Genomic DNA, 12,581 nt, shown 5'->3' on the forward strand with positions numbered 1-12,581 from the left:
ATGAACGGCGTACTGCTCCGTCATCAGCAACCCGGTGGACTCGGCCGCGCTCCGCGCAAGCCGATGCCGCGCGGCGCCAGCCGTCTGGTGGCCAAGGAACCGCTGAGCGTGCGCCTGCCGAAAGCCGACTTCAGTTTCCTCAAGTACCTGGCCTGGCCGCTGTTGCTGGCCGTTCTCGGCTATGGCGCCTATCGCGGCGCCGAGTACATCCTGCCGTACGCCGACCGGCCGATCGCCAAGGTCAGTGTCGAGGGCGACCTCAGCTACATCAGCCAGAGCGCGGTGCAGCAGCGGATCTCCCCGTACCTGGCGGCGAGCTTCTTCACCATCGACCTGGCGGGCATGCGCGGGCAACTGGAACAGATGCCCTGGATCGCCCACGCCGAGGTGCGCCGGGTGTGGCCGGACCAGGTGGTGATCCGCCTGGACGAGCAACTGCCGATCGCCCGGTGGGGCGACGAAGCGCTGCTGAACAACCAGGGACAGGCTTTTACGCCAAAGGAGCTGGCGAATTATGAACATCTGCCCCGCTTGCATGGTCCACAGCGGGCGCAACAGCAGGTGATGCAGCAATACCAGTTGCTCAGCCAGTTGCTGCGTCCCCTCGGGTTCTCCATTGCCCGCCTGGAAATGAGCGATCGCGGCGGTTGGGCGCTGACCACGGCCCAGGGCGTCGAGATCCAGATCGGGCGCGACCACGTGGTAGACAAGATTCGCCGCTTCGTAAGCATCTACGACAAGGCACTCAAAGATCAGATTTCGAACATTGCGCGGATCGACCTGCGTTACCCCAACGGCCTCGCCGTTGCGTGGCGCGAGCCGGTCACGCCCGCGACGGTGGCCACGGCCAGCGCCGTGCAGTGAGTTGAGGAGACAGTAATAACCATGGCAAGCGTGCAGAGCGGCAAGATGATCGTCGGCCTCGACATCGGTACCTCCAAGGTGGTGGCGCTGGTGGGCGAGGTGACGGCCGATGGCCAGCTGGAGGTCGTTGGCATCGGTACTCATCCGTCCCGCGGCCTGAAGAAGGGCGTGGTGGTGAACATCGAGTCCACCGTGCAGTCGATCCAGCGCGCCATCGACGAGGCCCAGCAGATGGCCGGTTGCCGTATCCACTCGGCGTTCGTCGGCATCGCCGGCAACCACATCCGCAGCCTCAATTCCCACGGCATCGTGGCGATCCGTGATCGCGAGGTGAACCCGGCGGACATCGAACGGGTACTGGATGCCGCCCAGGCGGTGGCGATCCCGGCGGACCAGCGGGTGCTGCATACCCTGGCCCAGGATTACGTGATCGATAACCAGGAAGGCGTGCGCGAGCCGCTGGGCATGTCCGGGGTGCGCCTGGAAGCCAAGGTGCACGTGGTGACCTGCGCGGTGAATGCCTCGCAGAACATCGAGAAGTGCGTGCGCCGCTGCGGCCTCGAGGTCGACGACATCATCCTCGAGCAGTTGGCCTCGGCCTATTCGGTGCTGACCGAGGACGAGAAGGAACTGGGCGTGTGCCTGGTGGATATCGGCGGCGGCACCACCGATATCGCGATCTTCACCGAAGGCGCGATCCGCCATACCGCGGTGATCCCGATCGCCGGCGACCAGGTCACCAATGACATCGCCATGGCCCTGCGGACGCCGACCCAGTACGCGGAAGAGATCAAGATCCGCTACGCCTGCGCCCTGGCCAAGCTGGCCGGTGCCGGCGAGACCATCAAGGTGCCCAGCGTCGGCGACCGGCCGCCGCGCGAACTGTCGCGCCAGGCCCTGGCCGAAGTGGTCGAGCCTCGTTACGACGAGCTGTTCACCCTGGTCCAGGCCGAGCTGCGCCGCAGCGGCTACGAGGACCTGATCCCGGCCGGGATCGTCCTCACCGGCGGCACCTCGAAGATGGAAGGCGCGGTCGAGCTGGCCGAGGAAATCTTCCACATGCCGGTACGCCTCGGCGTGCCGTATAGCGTGAAGGGCCTCACCGACGTGGTGCGCAACCCGATCTATTCGACGGGCGTCGGCCTGCTGATGTACGGACTGCAGAAGCAGTCCGATGGCATGTCGATGTCTGTGTCAGGCAGCAGCTACAGCAGCGACGAACCCAAGGCACCTGTCCTGGAGCGGCTCAAACGCTGGGTCCAGGGCAATTTCTGATTCAACGCGGTAACAGTAGGCGACAAAACTAGAAAGGAAGGAGAGGGGAAATGTTTGAACTGGTCGATAACATCGCACAAACCGCCGTCATAAAAGTGATCGGTGTAGGTGGTGGTGGCGGCAACGCCGTCAATCACATGGCCAAGAACAACGTCGAGGGCGTCGAGTTCATCTGCGCCAACACCGACGCACAAGCGCTGAAGAACATCGCGGCGCGCACCGTTCTGCAACTCGGCCCGGGCGTCACCAAGGGGCTGGGTGCCGGCGCCAATCCGGAAGTCGGTCGTCAGGCGGCTCTGGAAGATCGCGAGCGCATTTCCGAAGTGCTGGAAGGCGCCGATATGGTCTTCATCACCACCGGCATGGGTGGCGGCACCGGTACCGGCGCCGCGCCGATCATCGCCGAAGTGGCGAAGGAAATGGGCATCCTCACCGTCGCGGTGGTGACCCGTCCGTTCCCGTTCGAAGGTCGCAAGCGCATGCAGATCGCCGACGAGGGCATCCGCGCGCTGGCCGAGAGCGTCGATTCGCTGATCACCATCCCGAACGAGAAGCTGCTGACCATCCTCGGCAAGGACGCCAGCCTGCTGGCCGCCTTCGCCAAGGCCGATGACGTGCTGGCCGGTGCCGTGCGCGGTATCTCCGACATCATCAAGCGTCCGGGCATGATCAACGTCGACTTCGCCGACGTGAAGACCGTCATGAGCGAAATGGGCATGGCGATGATGGGTACCGGCTGCGCCAGCGGTCCGAACCGTGCCCGCGAGGCCACCGAAGCGGCAATCCGCAACCCGCTGCTGGAAGACGTCAACCTGCAGGGCGCGCGCGGCATCCTGGTGAACATTACCGCGGGTCCGGACCTGTCCCTGGGCGAGTACTCCGATGTCGGCAACATCATCGAACAGTTCGCTTCCGAGCACGCCACTGTGAAGGTGGGCACCGTGATCGACGCGGACATGCGCGATGAACTGCACGTCACCGTAGTCGCCACCGGCCTGGGCGCGCGCCTGGAGAAACCGGTGAAGGTCGTCGACAACACCGTGCAGGGCAGTGCAGCCCAGGCAGCCGCTCCGGCCCAGCGCGAGCAGCAGTCGGTGAACTACCGCGACCTCGACCGTCCTACCGTGATGCGCAACCAGTCTCACGGCAGCGCGGCGACCGCGGCCAAGCTGAACCCGCAGGATGACCTGGATTACCTGGATATCCCGGCGTTCCTGCGTCGTCAGGCCGATTGAAGTAATTAATCAGGAGTAGAGATGTGATTGGTGTTCAGCAAAGGCCGGTTCTGCTATCATCGCCGGCCATTGTTGAAAACAGTTCGCAGTCAGCGCTTAAGCGGCCAAAGCCATGATCAAACAACGCACCTTGAAGAACATCATCCGGGCTACTGGCGTCGGTCTGCACTCGGGGGAAAAGGTTTACCTGACCCTGAAACCGGCGCCGGTGGACACCGGTATCGTGTTCTGCCGCACCGACCTGGATCCGGTCGTGGAAATCCCGGCCCGGGCCGAGAACGTCGGCGAAACCACCATGTCGACCACCCTGGTCAAGGGTGACGTCAAAGTGGATACGGTGGAGCACCTGCTCTCGGCCATGGCCGGCCTGGGTATCGACAACGCCTACGTCGAGCTGTCCGCTTCGGAAGTGCCGATCATGGATGGCAGCGCTGGTCCGTTCGTATTCCTGATCCAGTCCGCCGGATTGCAAGAGCAGGAAGCTGCCAAGAAGTTCATCCGCATCAAGCGCGAAGTCAGCGTGGAAGAGGGCGACAAGCGCGCCGTCTTCGTTCCGTTCGACGGCTTCAAGGTCAGCTTCGAGATCGATTTCGATCATCCGGTCTTCCGTGGTCGCACCCAGCAGGCCTCGGTCGATTTCTCCAGTACTTCCTTCGTCAAGGAGGTCAGCCGCGCCCGTACCTTCGGGTTCATGCGCGACATCGAGTACCTGCGTTCGCAGAACCTGGCACTCGGCGGTAGCGTGGAGAACGCGATCGTGGTCGACGAGAACCGCGTGCTCAACGAAGACGGCCTGCGTTACGAGGACGAGTTCGTCAAGCACAAGATCCTGGATGCCATCGGCGACCTGTATCTGCTCGGCAACAGTCTTATCGGCGAGTTCCGTGGCTTCAAGTCCGGCCATGCCCTGAACAACCAACTGCTGCGTACGTTGATCGCAGACAAGGATGCTTGGGAAGTGGTGACCTTCGAAGACGCGCGTACCGCGCCTATTTCCTATATGCGCCCGGCGGCGGCAGTGTAGGAAAACTCTCCTTTCCATATTTGGAGGCCACCTCAGGGTGGCCTCTTTTTATTTCGGGATTTATTCTTGCCGGCTTTTCTCGGCGCGGCTTGCCAGCCGCTCGAGCGCTTCCCGCAGGCGTGGATTGCCGACGATGTCGGCGGACTCGCGAAGGTTTTCCGCCGCGACGGCAGACAGGGTCAAGCTGCGACGTGCCGCACGTTGTGTGGACGTGGTGGGTTGCACCTTGAAAAGGATTTTCGCTAAGTTCGCGAATTCTTCGAAAGCCTGCAGCTGCCGCTGCAGGCGCCGCTGCTGATAGCGCAGGCGTGTGGCCCAGTGGCCATCGGTGACGATCAGCAGCAGGCAACCGCCGCGCCACGAAGCCACATGGCAGTACGGGCGCGCCGCCGGTTGCAACTGGCTTTCCAGCAGTTGCTGCAGGCGGCAGATGCGCTGGGCTTCGGCGAACAGCATCTGCAGCGGCCTGGCCTGGCGCAGCAACTGGGTCGATGCCTGGGCGGGCAAGGGACGAAAAGACATGGCGGGAAGCCTGGGGGTTACTGAGTCGGAATGGTAGCAGAAAGCGTTTCGCTACTGCCGGCCCGTATGAAGGATAAGTCATGCACATCATTTTTCTGAGCCGGCACCATGGGGCCGCTCGCTCCGTCCATCTGCAGCCGCGGTTGCTGATGCTGGCCGGGGCCTGCGTGGTCGGTGCCAGCCTGTTGGCCGGGGGCTTCATGGGCGCCTGGCTGTTCCGCGCGCCGGCTCCGGTGGCCGGCATCGAAGTCGATGCCGCGCTGCAGGCGCAGAGCGCCGAGATCAGCAGCGCCCGCGAGGACGCGCAGCGGCAGATGGACGCACTGAGTGTGCATCTCGGCGAACTGCAGGCGCGTCTGGTTCGGCTGGATGCCCTCGGCGAACGTCTCACCGAGTTGGCCGACGTCGACCCCGACGAGTTCGACTTCTCCCTGAGCGTCGGCCAGGGTGGTGTCGACGAACCGCTGGAGGGCAGCGCCTATGCCCCGCCGTCGTTCATGGCGACGCTGGATGAACTGGCGGCACGCCTGGATACCCGCGAGCAGCAGCTCGAGGTGCTGGAACAACTGCTCGCCGACAAGCACATCAGCCAGTCGACCTACCTGGCCGGCCAGCCGGTGCGCCAGGGCTACATCTCCTCGCCGTTCGGGCGCCGGGTCAATCCGGTGAGCGGCCGCCTGAGCATGCACAAGGGCATCGACTTCGCCGCGCCGGCCGGCAGCGACGTGGTGGCCGTGGCGGCGGGGGTGGTGACCTGGTCCGGGCGCAAGAACGGCTATGGCAACGTGGTCGAGGTCGGGCACGCCGATGGCTACACCACGTTGTATGCCCATAACCAGAAGAACCTGGTCGAGGTCGGTGACCTGGTCAAGCGCGGCCAGGTGCTGGCCAAGGTCGGCAGCACCGGACGCTCCACCGGCTACCACGTACATTTCGAAGTGATGAAGGATGGCCGGGTAATGAATCCGCAAAGCTTCATCGCACGCGCGTCTGTTTCCGAGTGAGCGACGCGCATTGATCTGCTGTACTTTTCTCATACCCGTTTCCGGGTAGAATGTTCCCTTTCATGCCGTTGATCGGCACGGGCCGCCGGATGGGTGAGCCTTCCATTCCCCACGTGTGGATGACCAAGTCGATATGTTTGCGCCTTTGTTGAAGAAACTCTTTGGAAGCAAGAACGAGCGTGATGTAAAGCGCATGGCCAAGGCTGTACAGGCCATCAATGCGCTCGAGCCCCAGATGGTGGCGCTCTCCGACGAGCAGTTGAAGGCGAAAACGGCTGAATTCCAGCAGCGCTACGCCAAGGGCGAAACGCTCGACCAATTGCTGCCCGAAGCCTTCGCCGTGGTTCGCGAGGCTGGCAAGCGGGTGATGGGCATGCGCCACTTCGACGTCCAGCTGATCGGCGGCATGACCCTGCACGACGGCAAGATCGCCGAAATGCGTACCGGCGAGGGCAAGACCCTGGTGGGCACCCTGCCGGTCTACCTCAACGCGCTGTCCGGCAAGGGCGTGCACGTGGTCACGGTGAACGACTACCTGGCGCGCCGCGACGCCAACTGGATGCGCCCGCTGTACGAGTTCCTCGGCCTCAGCGTCGGCGTGGTCACTCCCTTCCAGCCGCCGGAAGACAAACGCGCCGCCTACGCCGCCGACATCACCTACGGCACCAACAACGAATTCGGCTTCGATTACCTGCGCGACAACATGGCCTTCAGCCTGGACGACAAGTTCCAGCGCGAGCTGAACTTCGCCGTGGTCGACGAAGTGGACTCGATCCTCATCGACGAGGCGCGTACCCCGCTGATCATCTCCGGCCAGGCCGAAGACAGCTCCGAGCTGTACATCAAGATCAACAAGCTGATCCCGCGTCTCAAGCGCCAGGTCGAAGAGGTCGAGGGCAAGCCGACCGAGGAAGGCCACTACAGCATCGACGAGAAGACCCGCCAGGTCGAACTCAACGAGCAGGGCCACCAGTTCATCGAGGACCTGCTGAGCCAGAACGGCCTGCTCGGCGAAGGCGAGAGCCTCTATTCGGCGCACAACCTGAGCCTGCTGACCCACGTCTACGCAGCGCTGCGCGCGCACACCCTGTTCCACCGCAACGTCGAGTACATCGTCCAGGGCGACCAGATCCTCCTGATCGACGAGCACACCGGCCGCACCATGCCTGGCCGTCGCCTGTCCGAGGGCCTGCACCAGGCCATCGAGGCGAAGGAAGGCCTGCCGATCCAGGCCGAGAGCCAGACCCTGGCCTCCACCACCTTCCAGAACTACTTCCGCCTGTACAACAAGCTGGCCGGCATGACCGGCACCGCCGATACCGAGGCCTTCGAGTTCCGCCAGATCTACGGTCTCGACGTGGTGGTGATCCCGACCCACCGGCCGATCGCGCGCAAGGACTTCAACGACTTGGTCTACCTGACCCAGGAAGAGAAGTACGCGGCGATCATCACCGACATCAAGCAGTGCCAGGCCCTCGGCCGGCCGATCCTGGTCGGCACCGCGTCGATCGAGAGTTCCGAGTACGTTTCCAAGCTGTTGCAAGAGGCAGGCATCGAGCACAAGGTGCTCAACGCCAAGTACCACGAGAAGGAGGCCGAGATCATCGCCCAGGCTGGCGCGCCCGGTTCGGTGACCATCGCCACCAACATGGCCGGCCGCGGTACCGACATCCTCCTCGGCGGCAACTGGGAAGTCGAAGTCGCGGCCCTGGAGAACCCCACCGAGGAGCAGATCGCCCAGATCAAGGCCGAATGGCAGAAGCGCCACCAGCAGGTGATCGAGGCGGGCGGCCTGCACGTGATCGCTTCCGAGCGCCACGAATCCCGCCGGATCGACAACCAGTTGCGCGGCCGCGCCGGTCGTCAGGGCGACCCGGGTTCCAGCCGCTTCTACCTGTCGCTGGAAGACAACCTGATGCGGATCTTCGCCTCCGACCGGGTGAAGAACTTCATGAAGGCGCTGGGCATGCAGTCCGGCGAGGCGATCGAGCACCGCATGGTGACCAACGCCATCGAGAAGGCCCAGCGCAAGGTCGAAGGGCGCAACTTCGACATCCGCAAGCAACTGCTGGAATTCGATGACGTAGCCAACGAGCAGCGCAAGGTGATCTACCACATGCGCAACACCCTGCTGTCGGCAGAGGACGTGGGCGAGACCATCAAGGAGTTCCGCGAGGAAACCCTCAGCGCCACCATCAACCAGCACATTCCGCCGCAGTCGCTGCCCGAGCAGTGGGATATCGAAGGCCTGGAGGCCGCGCTGTACAGCGACTTCGCCGTACGCCTGCCGATCCAGCAGTGGCTGGACGAAGACGACAAGCTGTACGAGGAAACCCTGCGTAGCAAGATCCTCGAGCAGATCGTCGCCGCCTACTACGAGAAGGAAGAGCTGGCCGGCGCCGAAGCCCTGCGAGCCTTCGAGAAGCAGATGCTGCTGCGGGTACTGGACGACCTGTGGAAGGACCACCTGTCGACCATGGACCACCTGCGGCACGGCATCCACCTGCGTGGCTACGCGCAGAAGAATCCGAAGCAGGAATACAAGCGCGAGTCCTTCACCCTGTTCCAGGAGCTGCTGGACTCGATCAAGCGCGACACCATCCGCGTGCTGTCCCACGTCCAGGTCCGTCGCGAAGACCCGGCCGAAGAGGAGGCCCGCCTGCGTCGCGAGGCCGAGGAACTGGCCAAGCGCATGCAGTTCCAGCACGCCGAGGCTCCCTCGATGGAGCAGGCCGTGGCCGGCGAGGAAGAAGAGCTTCCCGAGGGCCCGGCTCCGGTCGTGCCGCTCGAGCCTGTGCGCAACGAGCAGAAGATCGGCCGCAACGAGCCTTGCCCGTGCGGTTCCGGCAAGAAATACAAGCACTGCCACGGGCAGCTGGACTAAGCTTCCCGCCTGGTTCACCAACGCCGCGACCGGTCCTGCCGCTCGCGGCGTTTGTTCGAATTGGCGCCAGCCCGGCGCCGATGCGTTTTCCGTCACGCCGTCGCAGACGGCATCGAGTCCACTGTTTGGTAAAGGAGCGCGTTCCCATGGCTGTCGGTCTTGGCCCCCTGTCCACCCTGCACCCGGTCCCCGGTTTCGAACTCGGCATCGCTTCCGCCGGCATCAAGCGACCGGGGCGCAAAGACGTGGTGGTCATGCGCTGCGCCGAAGGCTCCAGCGTGGCCGGGGTGTTCACCCTGAACGCGTTCTGTGCCGCGCCGGTGACCCTGGCCAAGCAGCGTTTCCTCGGTGAGGTGCGCTACCTGCTGACCAATACCGGCAACGCCAACGCCGGTACCGGGGGGGCCGGCCTCGCCGCCGCCGCGCAAACCTGCGCCAAGCTCGCCGAACTGGCCGGGGTCGCCGAGACTTCGGTGCTGCCATATTCCACCGGGGTGATCGGCGAGCCCCTGCCGGTGGCCAAGATCGAGGCGGCGTTGCCTGCGGCCCTGGCCGACCTGGCCGAGGACCGCTGGGCCGAAGCTGCCGCGGGAATCATGACCACCGATACCCTGCCCAAGGGCGCCAGCCGCCAGTTCGTGCACGATGGCGTGACCGTCACCGTCACCGGGATCAGCAAGGGCGCCGGGATGATCAAGCCGAACATGGCGACCATGCTCGGTTATATCGCCACCGACGCCAAGGTCGCCCAGGGCGTGCTGCAGGATCTGTTGCGCGACGCCGCCAACAAGTCCTTCAACCGCATCACCATCGACGGCGATACCTCCACCAACGACTGCTGCATGCTGATCGCCACCGGTCGCGCGGCGCTGCCGGAAGTCACCCAGGCCAGCGGCGCGCTGTTCGCCGCGTTGAAGCAAGCGGTACTGGAGGTTTCCATGGAGCTGGCCCAGGCCATCGTTCGCGACGGCGAGGGCGCGACCAAGTTCGTCACTGTCCAGGTCAACGGCGGCGCCACTCACCAGGAGTGCCTGGATGTCGGCTACGCCGTGGCCCACTCGCCGCTGATCAAGACCGCGCTGTTCGCCTCCGACCCGAACTGGGGACGCATCCTCGCCGCGGTCGGACGTGCCGGCGTGGCCAATCTGGACGTGAGCAAGATCGACGTGTTCCTTGGCGACGTCTGTATCGCCAGCCGTGGCGGCCGGGCGGCCAGTTACACCGAGGAGCAGGGCGCGGCGGTGATGGCCCAGGCCGAGATCGGCATCCGCATCGAACTGGGACGCGGCACCTGCAGCGAGACCATCTGGACCACCGACCTGTCCCACGAATACGTGAAGATCAACGCAGAGTACCGCACCTGAAGCCAGGCATTCCGATCCTTCATCGATGGATGAAAATCGGGAATTTGCCATCGGTCCGTGCGCCTCTTAAGTTCTCTGGTGCATGGCCGTCCGCGTCGGGCGGCCGAAGAGGAGAGGCGCATGGCCCTGACCATCGTGATTGGCAATCGCAATGACTCGTCCTGGTCGCTGCGGGGCTGGCTGGCCCTGCGCATGAGCGGGGCGGCGTTCGACGAGATCCTCGTCCCGCTGGGGCGGCCCGATACCCGGGAGCGGATCCTGCAATATTCGCCGACCGGCAAGGTGCCCTTGCTGAAAAGCGAGGATGGCGACATCTGGGATTCCCTGGCCATCGCCGAGTACCTCGCCGAGCGCTTCCCCGAGGCCCACCTGTGGCCGCGCGGCGAGGCGGCGCGGGCGCTGGCCCGTTCGGTCTGCGCGGAAATGCACAGCGGTTTCGCCGCGTTGCGCGGCGAGCTGCCGATGGACCTGCGGCGCCAGCAGCCATTGGTGGAATTGTCCGAGGCGACACGACAGGATATTCAACGTATCTGCGAAGCCTGGGCGGATTGCCGGCGGCGCTTCGGCCAGGACGGTCCGTTCCTGTTCGGCCACGCCAGCCTGGCGGATGCGTTCTACGCACCGGTGGCGGCGCGTTTCCGCAGTTATGCGGTGGAGTTGCCGGATATCGCCCGGACCTATGTCGAGACGATTTATCAGTCGCCTGCGTTCCGCACCTGGTACGACGCGGCATTGCGCGAGCAGGCCGGTAGTTGATGGCCGTCCGCCGCTTCCGGCGGTGCGTGACGGCAGTAGCGAGGAGATGATCCGTGAAACGAGTACATGTCGCCGCGGCCGTGATTCGTGGCTCCGATGGCCGGGTGCTGATCGCCCGGCGGCCGGAAGACAAGCATCAGGGCGGCCTGTGGGAGTTTCCCGGGGGCAAGGTGGAGGACGGCGAGCCGGTGCGCGCGGCGTTGGCCCGTGAGCTGGAAGAGGAACTGGGCATCCGTGTCGAGCGGGCCCGGCCGCTGATCCAGGTTCGCCACGACTATGCCGACAAGCATGTCCTGCTCGATGTCTGGGAGGTCGACGGGTTTTCCGGCGAAGCCCACGGCGTCGAGGGCCAACCGCTGGCCTGGGTGGAGCCGCGCGAGCTGGCGGACTACGAGTTCCCCGCCGCCAACGCGCCGATCGTCCAGGCCGCGCGCCTGCCGGCGCACTATCTGATCACCCCGGACGGCCTGGAGCCGGGCGAACTGATCAGCGGCGTACGCAATGCGGTGGAGGCGGGCATCCGCCTGATCCAGTTGCGCGCGCCGAACATGTTCAGTCCCGAATACCGCGATCTCGCCATCGATATCCAGGGACTCTGCGCCGGCAAGGCGCAACTGATGCTGAAAGGCCCGCTGGAGTGGCTGGGCGACTTCCCGGCTGCCGGTTGGCACCTGACCTCCGCTCAACTGCGCAAATACGCCAGCGCCGGTCGGCCGTTCCCCGAAGGGCGCCTGCTGGCCGCTTCCTGCCACGACGCGGAGGAACTGGCCCTGGCCGCCTCGATGGGAGTGGAGTTCGTCACCCTTTCGCCGGTACAGCCGACCGAGAGCCATCCCGGCGAGCCGGCGCTGGGGTGGGACAAGGCCGCCGAACTGATCGCCGGCTTCAACCAGCCGGTCTACCTGCTGGGTGGCGTCGGTCCGCAGCAAGCCGAGCAGGCTTGGGAGCATGGAGCCCAGGGCGTGGCGGGTATCCGTGCGTTCTGGCCGGGCGGCCTTTGACGGTGGAATGAAGAAAAAAGGAGGCTTCGGCCTCCTTTTTTCGTCTCGATGCCGAGCCCTCGCTCGCCGTCAGTCCGGTTTTGCCGCCGCCTCCCAGAGAATCTCCGCCACGCCCTGGCGCCGGGCGATGGCGCGGGCGGCGACGAACAGCAGGTCGGAGAGCCGGTTCAGGTAGCGCAGGCCGACGCCCTCCAGCGTTTCCTCCTGGTCCAGCGCCTGGCAGCGCCGTTCGGCACTGCGCGCCAGGCTGCGGCAGACATGGGCCTGGGCGACCAGGCGGGAACCGCCGGGGAGGATGAAATTCTTCAGCGGGCCCAGCTCGTCGTTCCAGCGGTCGATGCAGCTTTCCAGGCGTGCCACTTCCGTCTCGTCCAGGGCCCGGTACTCCGGCATCGCCAGCTCCCCGCCGAGGTCGAACAGGCGGTGTTGCACTGGCGCCAGCGCCTGGACGATCTCCTCCAGGCCGGGATGTGCGCCACGCGCCTCCAGCAGCTCGGCAAGGAGCAGGCCCAACTGGCTGTTCAATTCGTCCACCGCGCCGATCGCCTCGATGCGTGGATGGCTCTTGGGCACCCGGCGTCCGCCGGCCAGGCCGGTCTCGCCGCGGTCGCCGGTACGGGTGTAGATCTTCGACAATCGATTGCCCATGGTT

General features: G+C 64.9%; 11 protein-coding genes. 9 read left to right on the top strand and 2 right to left on the bottom strand.

The features are described from left to right. The 4 genes from AC4OR5_RS07350 (at position 1) to lpxC (ending at position 4,398) form a co-directional block, all read left to right on the top strand. On the top strand, positions 1-864 hold the full coding sequence (locus AC4OR5_RS07350; RefSeq protein WP_058161115.1) for a cell division protein FtsQ/DivIB: 864 nt from the start codon (positions 1-3) through the stop codon (positions 862-864). 21 nt (positions 865-885) lie between these two features. Further along, complete coding sequence (gene ftsA, locus AC4OR5_RS07355; RefSeq protein WP_003094115.1) at positions 886-2,139, top strand: cell division protein FtsA; 1,254 nt, start codon at positions 886-888, stop codon at positions 2,137-2,139. Between the two features lie 50 nt (positions 2,140-2,189). Further along, positions 2,190-3,374, top strand: coding sequence for a cell division protein FtsZ (ftsZ, locus tag AC4OR5_RS07360; RefSeq protein WP_003094113.1), 1,185 nt, complete (start codon positions 2,190-2,192; stop codon positions 3,372-3,374). A 112-nt stretch (positions 3,375-3,486) separates the two neighbouring features. After that, entirely contained in the window at positions 3,487-4,398 is a 912-nt protein-coding gene (gene lpxC / locus AC4OR5_RS07365) for a UDP-3-O-acyl-N-acetylglucosamine deacetylase (RefSeq protein ID WP_003094111.1), read from the top strand. Positions 4,399-4,458: 60 nt separating this feature from the next. Here the strand turns inward: lpxC and AC4OR5_RS07370 are convergent, their stop codons facing one another. After that, positions 4,459-4,920 carry a DciA family protein gene (locus AC4OR5_RS07370; protein WP_003094105.1) on the bottom strand — a complete coding sequence of 154 codons (462 nt, stop codon included), beginning with the start codon at positions 4,918-4,920 and terminating at the stop codon, positions 4,459-4,461. Positions 4,921-5,000: 80 nt separating this feature from the next. Here AC4OR5_RS07370 and AC4OR5_RS07375 point away from each other — a divergent pair, with 80 nt between their 5' ends. From AC4OR5_RS07375 to AC4OR5_RS07395, 5 genes are all read left to right on the top strand, one after another. Further along, positions 5,001-5,924, top strand: a complete 924-nt coding sequence (locus AC4OR5_RS07375) for a M23 family metallopeptidase (RefSeq protein ID WP_003094103.1) — start codon at positions 5,001-5,003, stop codon at positions 5,922-5,924. A 133-nt stretch (positions 5,925-6,057) separates the two neighbouring features. Next, positions 6,058-8,808 carry a preprotein translocase subunit SecA gene (gene secA / locus AC4OR5_RS07380; protein ID WP_003112752.1) on the top strand — a complete coding sequence of 917 codons (2,751 nt, stop codon included), beginning with the start codon at positions 6,058-6,060 and terminating at the stop codon, positions 8,806-8,808. 146 nt (positions 8,809-8,954) lie between these two features. Next, a complete protein-coding gene (argJ, locus tag AC4OR5_RS07385; protein ID WP_160524609.1) occupies positions 8,955-10,172 on the top strand; it encodes a bifunctional glutamate N-acetyltransferase/amino-acid acetyltransferase ArgJ in 1,218 nt (405 codons plus the stop codon). 120 nt (positions 10,173-10,292) lie between these two features. Continuing rightward, positions 10,293-10,928: a glutathione S-transferase family protein gene (locus AC4OR5_RS07390; protein WP_058161120.1), complete on the top strand. Its 636-nt coding sequence runs from the start codon at positions 10,293-10,295 to the stop codon at positions 10,926-10,928. A 53-nt stretch (positions 10,929-10,981) separates the two neighbouring features. Then, positions 10,982-11,929: a Nudix family hydrolase gene (locus tag AC4OR5_RS07395; RefSeq protein WP_058161122.1), complete on the top strand. Its 948-nt coding sequence runs from the start codon at positions 10,982-10,984 to the stop codon at positions 11,927-11,929. A gap of 69 nt (positions 11,930-11,998) precedes the next feature. Here the strand turns inward: AC4OR5_RS07395 and AC4OR5_RS07400 are convergent, their stop codons facing one another. Beyond that, positions 11,999-12,577 carry a cob(I)yrinic acid a,c-diamide adenosyltransferase gene (locus tag AC4OR5_RS07400; RefSeq protein WP_003094089.1) on the bottom strand — a complete coding sequence of 193 codons (579 nt, stop codon included), beginning with the start codon at positions 12,575-12,577 and terminating at the stop codon, positions 11,999-12,001. Positions 12,578-12,581 lie beyond the last annotated feature (4 nt).

This window comes from Pseudomonas sp. YA1 (assembly GCF_058680555.1).

Bases quoted from the DNA above. Each gene is read 5' to 3' on its own strand.
- AC4OR5_RS07350 (WP_058161115.1), top strand. From the start codon at position 1: ATGAACGGCGTACTGCTCCGTCATCAGCAACCCGGTGGACTCGGCCGC.
- ftsA (WP_003094115.1), top strand. From the start codon at position 886: ATGGCAAGCGTGCAGAGCGGCAAGATGATCGTCGGCCTCGACATCGGT.
- ftsZ (WP_003094113.1), top strand. From the start codon at position 2,190: ATGTTTGAACTGGTCGATAACATCGCACAAACCGCCGTCATAAAAGTG.
- lpxC (WP_003094111.1), top strand. From the start codon at position 3,487: ATGATCAAACAACGCACCTTGAAGAACATCATCCGGGCTACTGGCGTC.
- AC4OR5_RS07370 (WP_003094105.1), bottom strand. From the start codon at position 4,920: ATGTCTTTTCGTCCCTTGCCCGCCCAGGCATCGACCCAGTTGCTGCGC.
- AC4OR5_RS07375 (WP_003094103.1), top strand. From the start codon at position 5,001: ATGCACATCATTTTTCTGAGCCGGCACCATGGGGCCGCTCGCTCCGTC.
- secA (WP_003112752.1), top strand. From the start codon at position 6,058: ATGTTTGCGCCTTTGTTGAAGAAACTCTTTGGAAGCAAGAACGAGCGT.
- argJ (WP_160524609.1), top strand. From the start codon at position 8,955: ATGGCTGTCGGTCTTGGCCCCCTGTCCACCCTGCACCCGGTCCCCGGT.
- AC4OR5_RS07390 (WP_058161120.1), top strand. From the start codon at position 10,293: ATGGCCCTGACCATCGTGATTGGCAATCGCAATGACTCGTCCTGGTCG.
- AC4OR5_RS07400 (WP_003094089.1), bottom strand. From the start codon at position 12,577: ATGGGCAATCGATTGTCGAAGATCTACACCCGTACCGGCGACCGCGGC.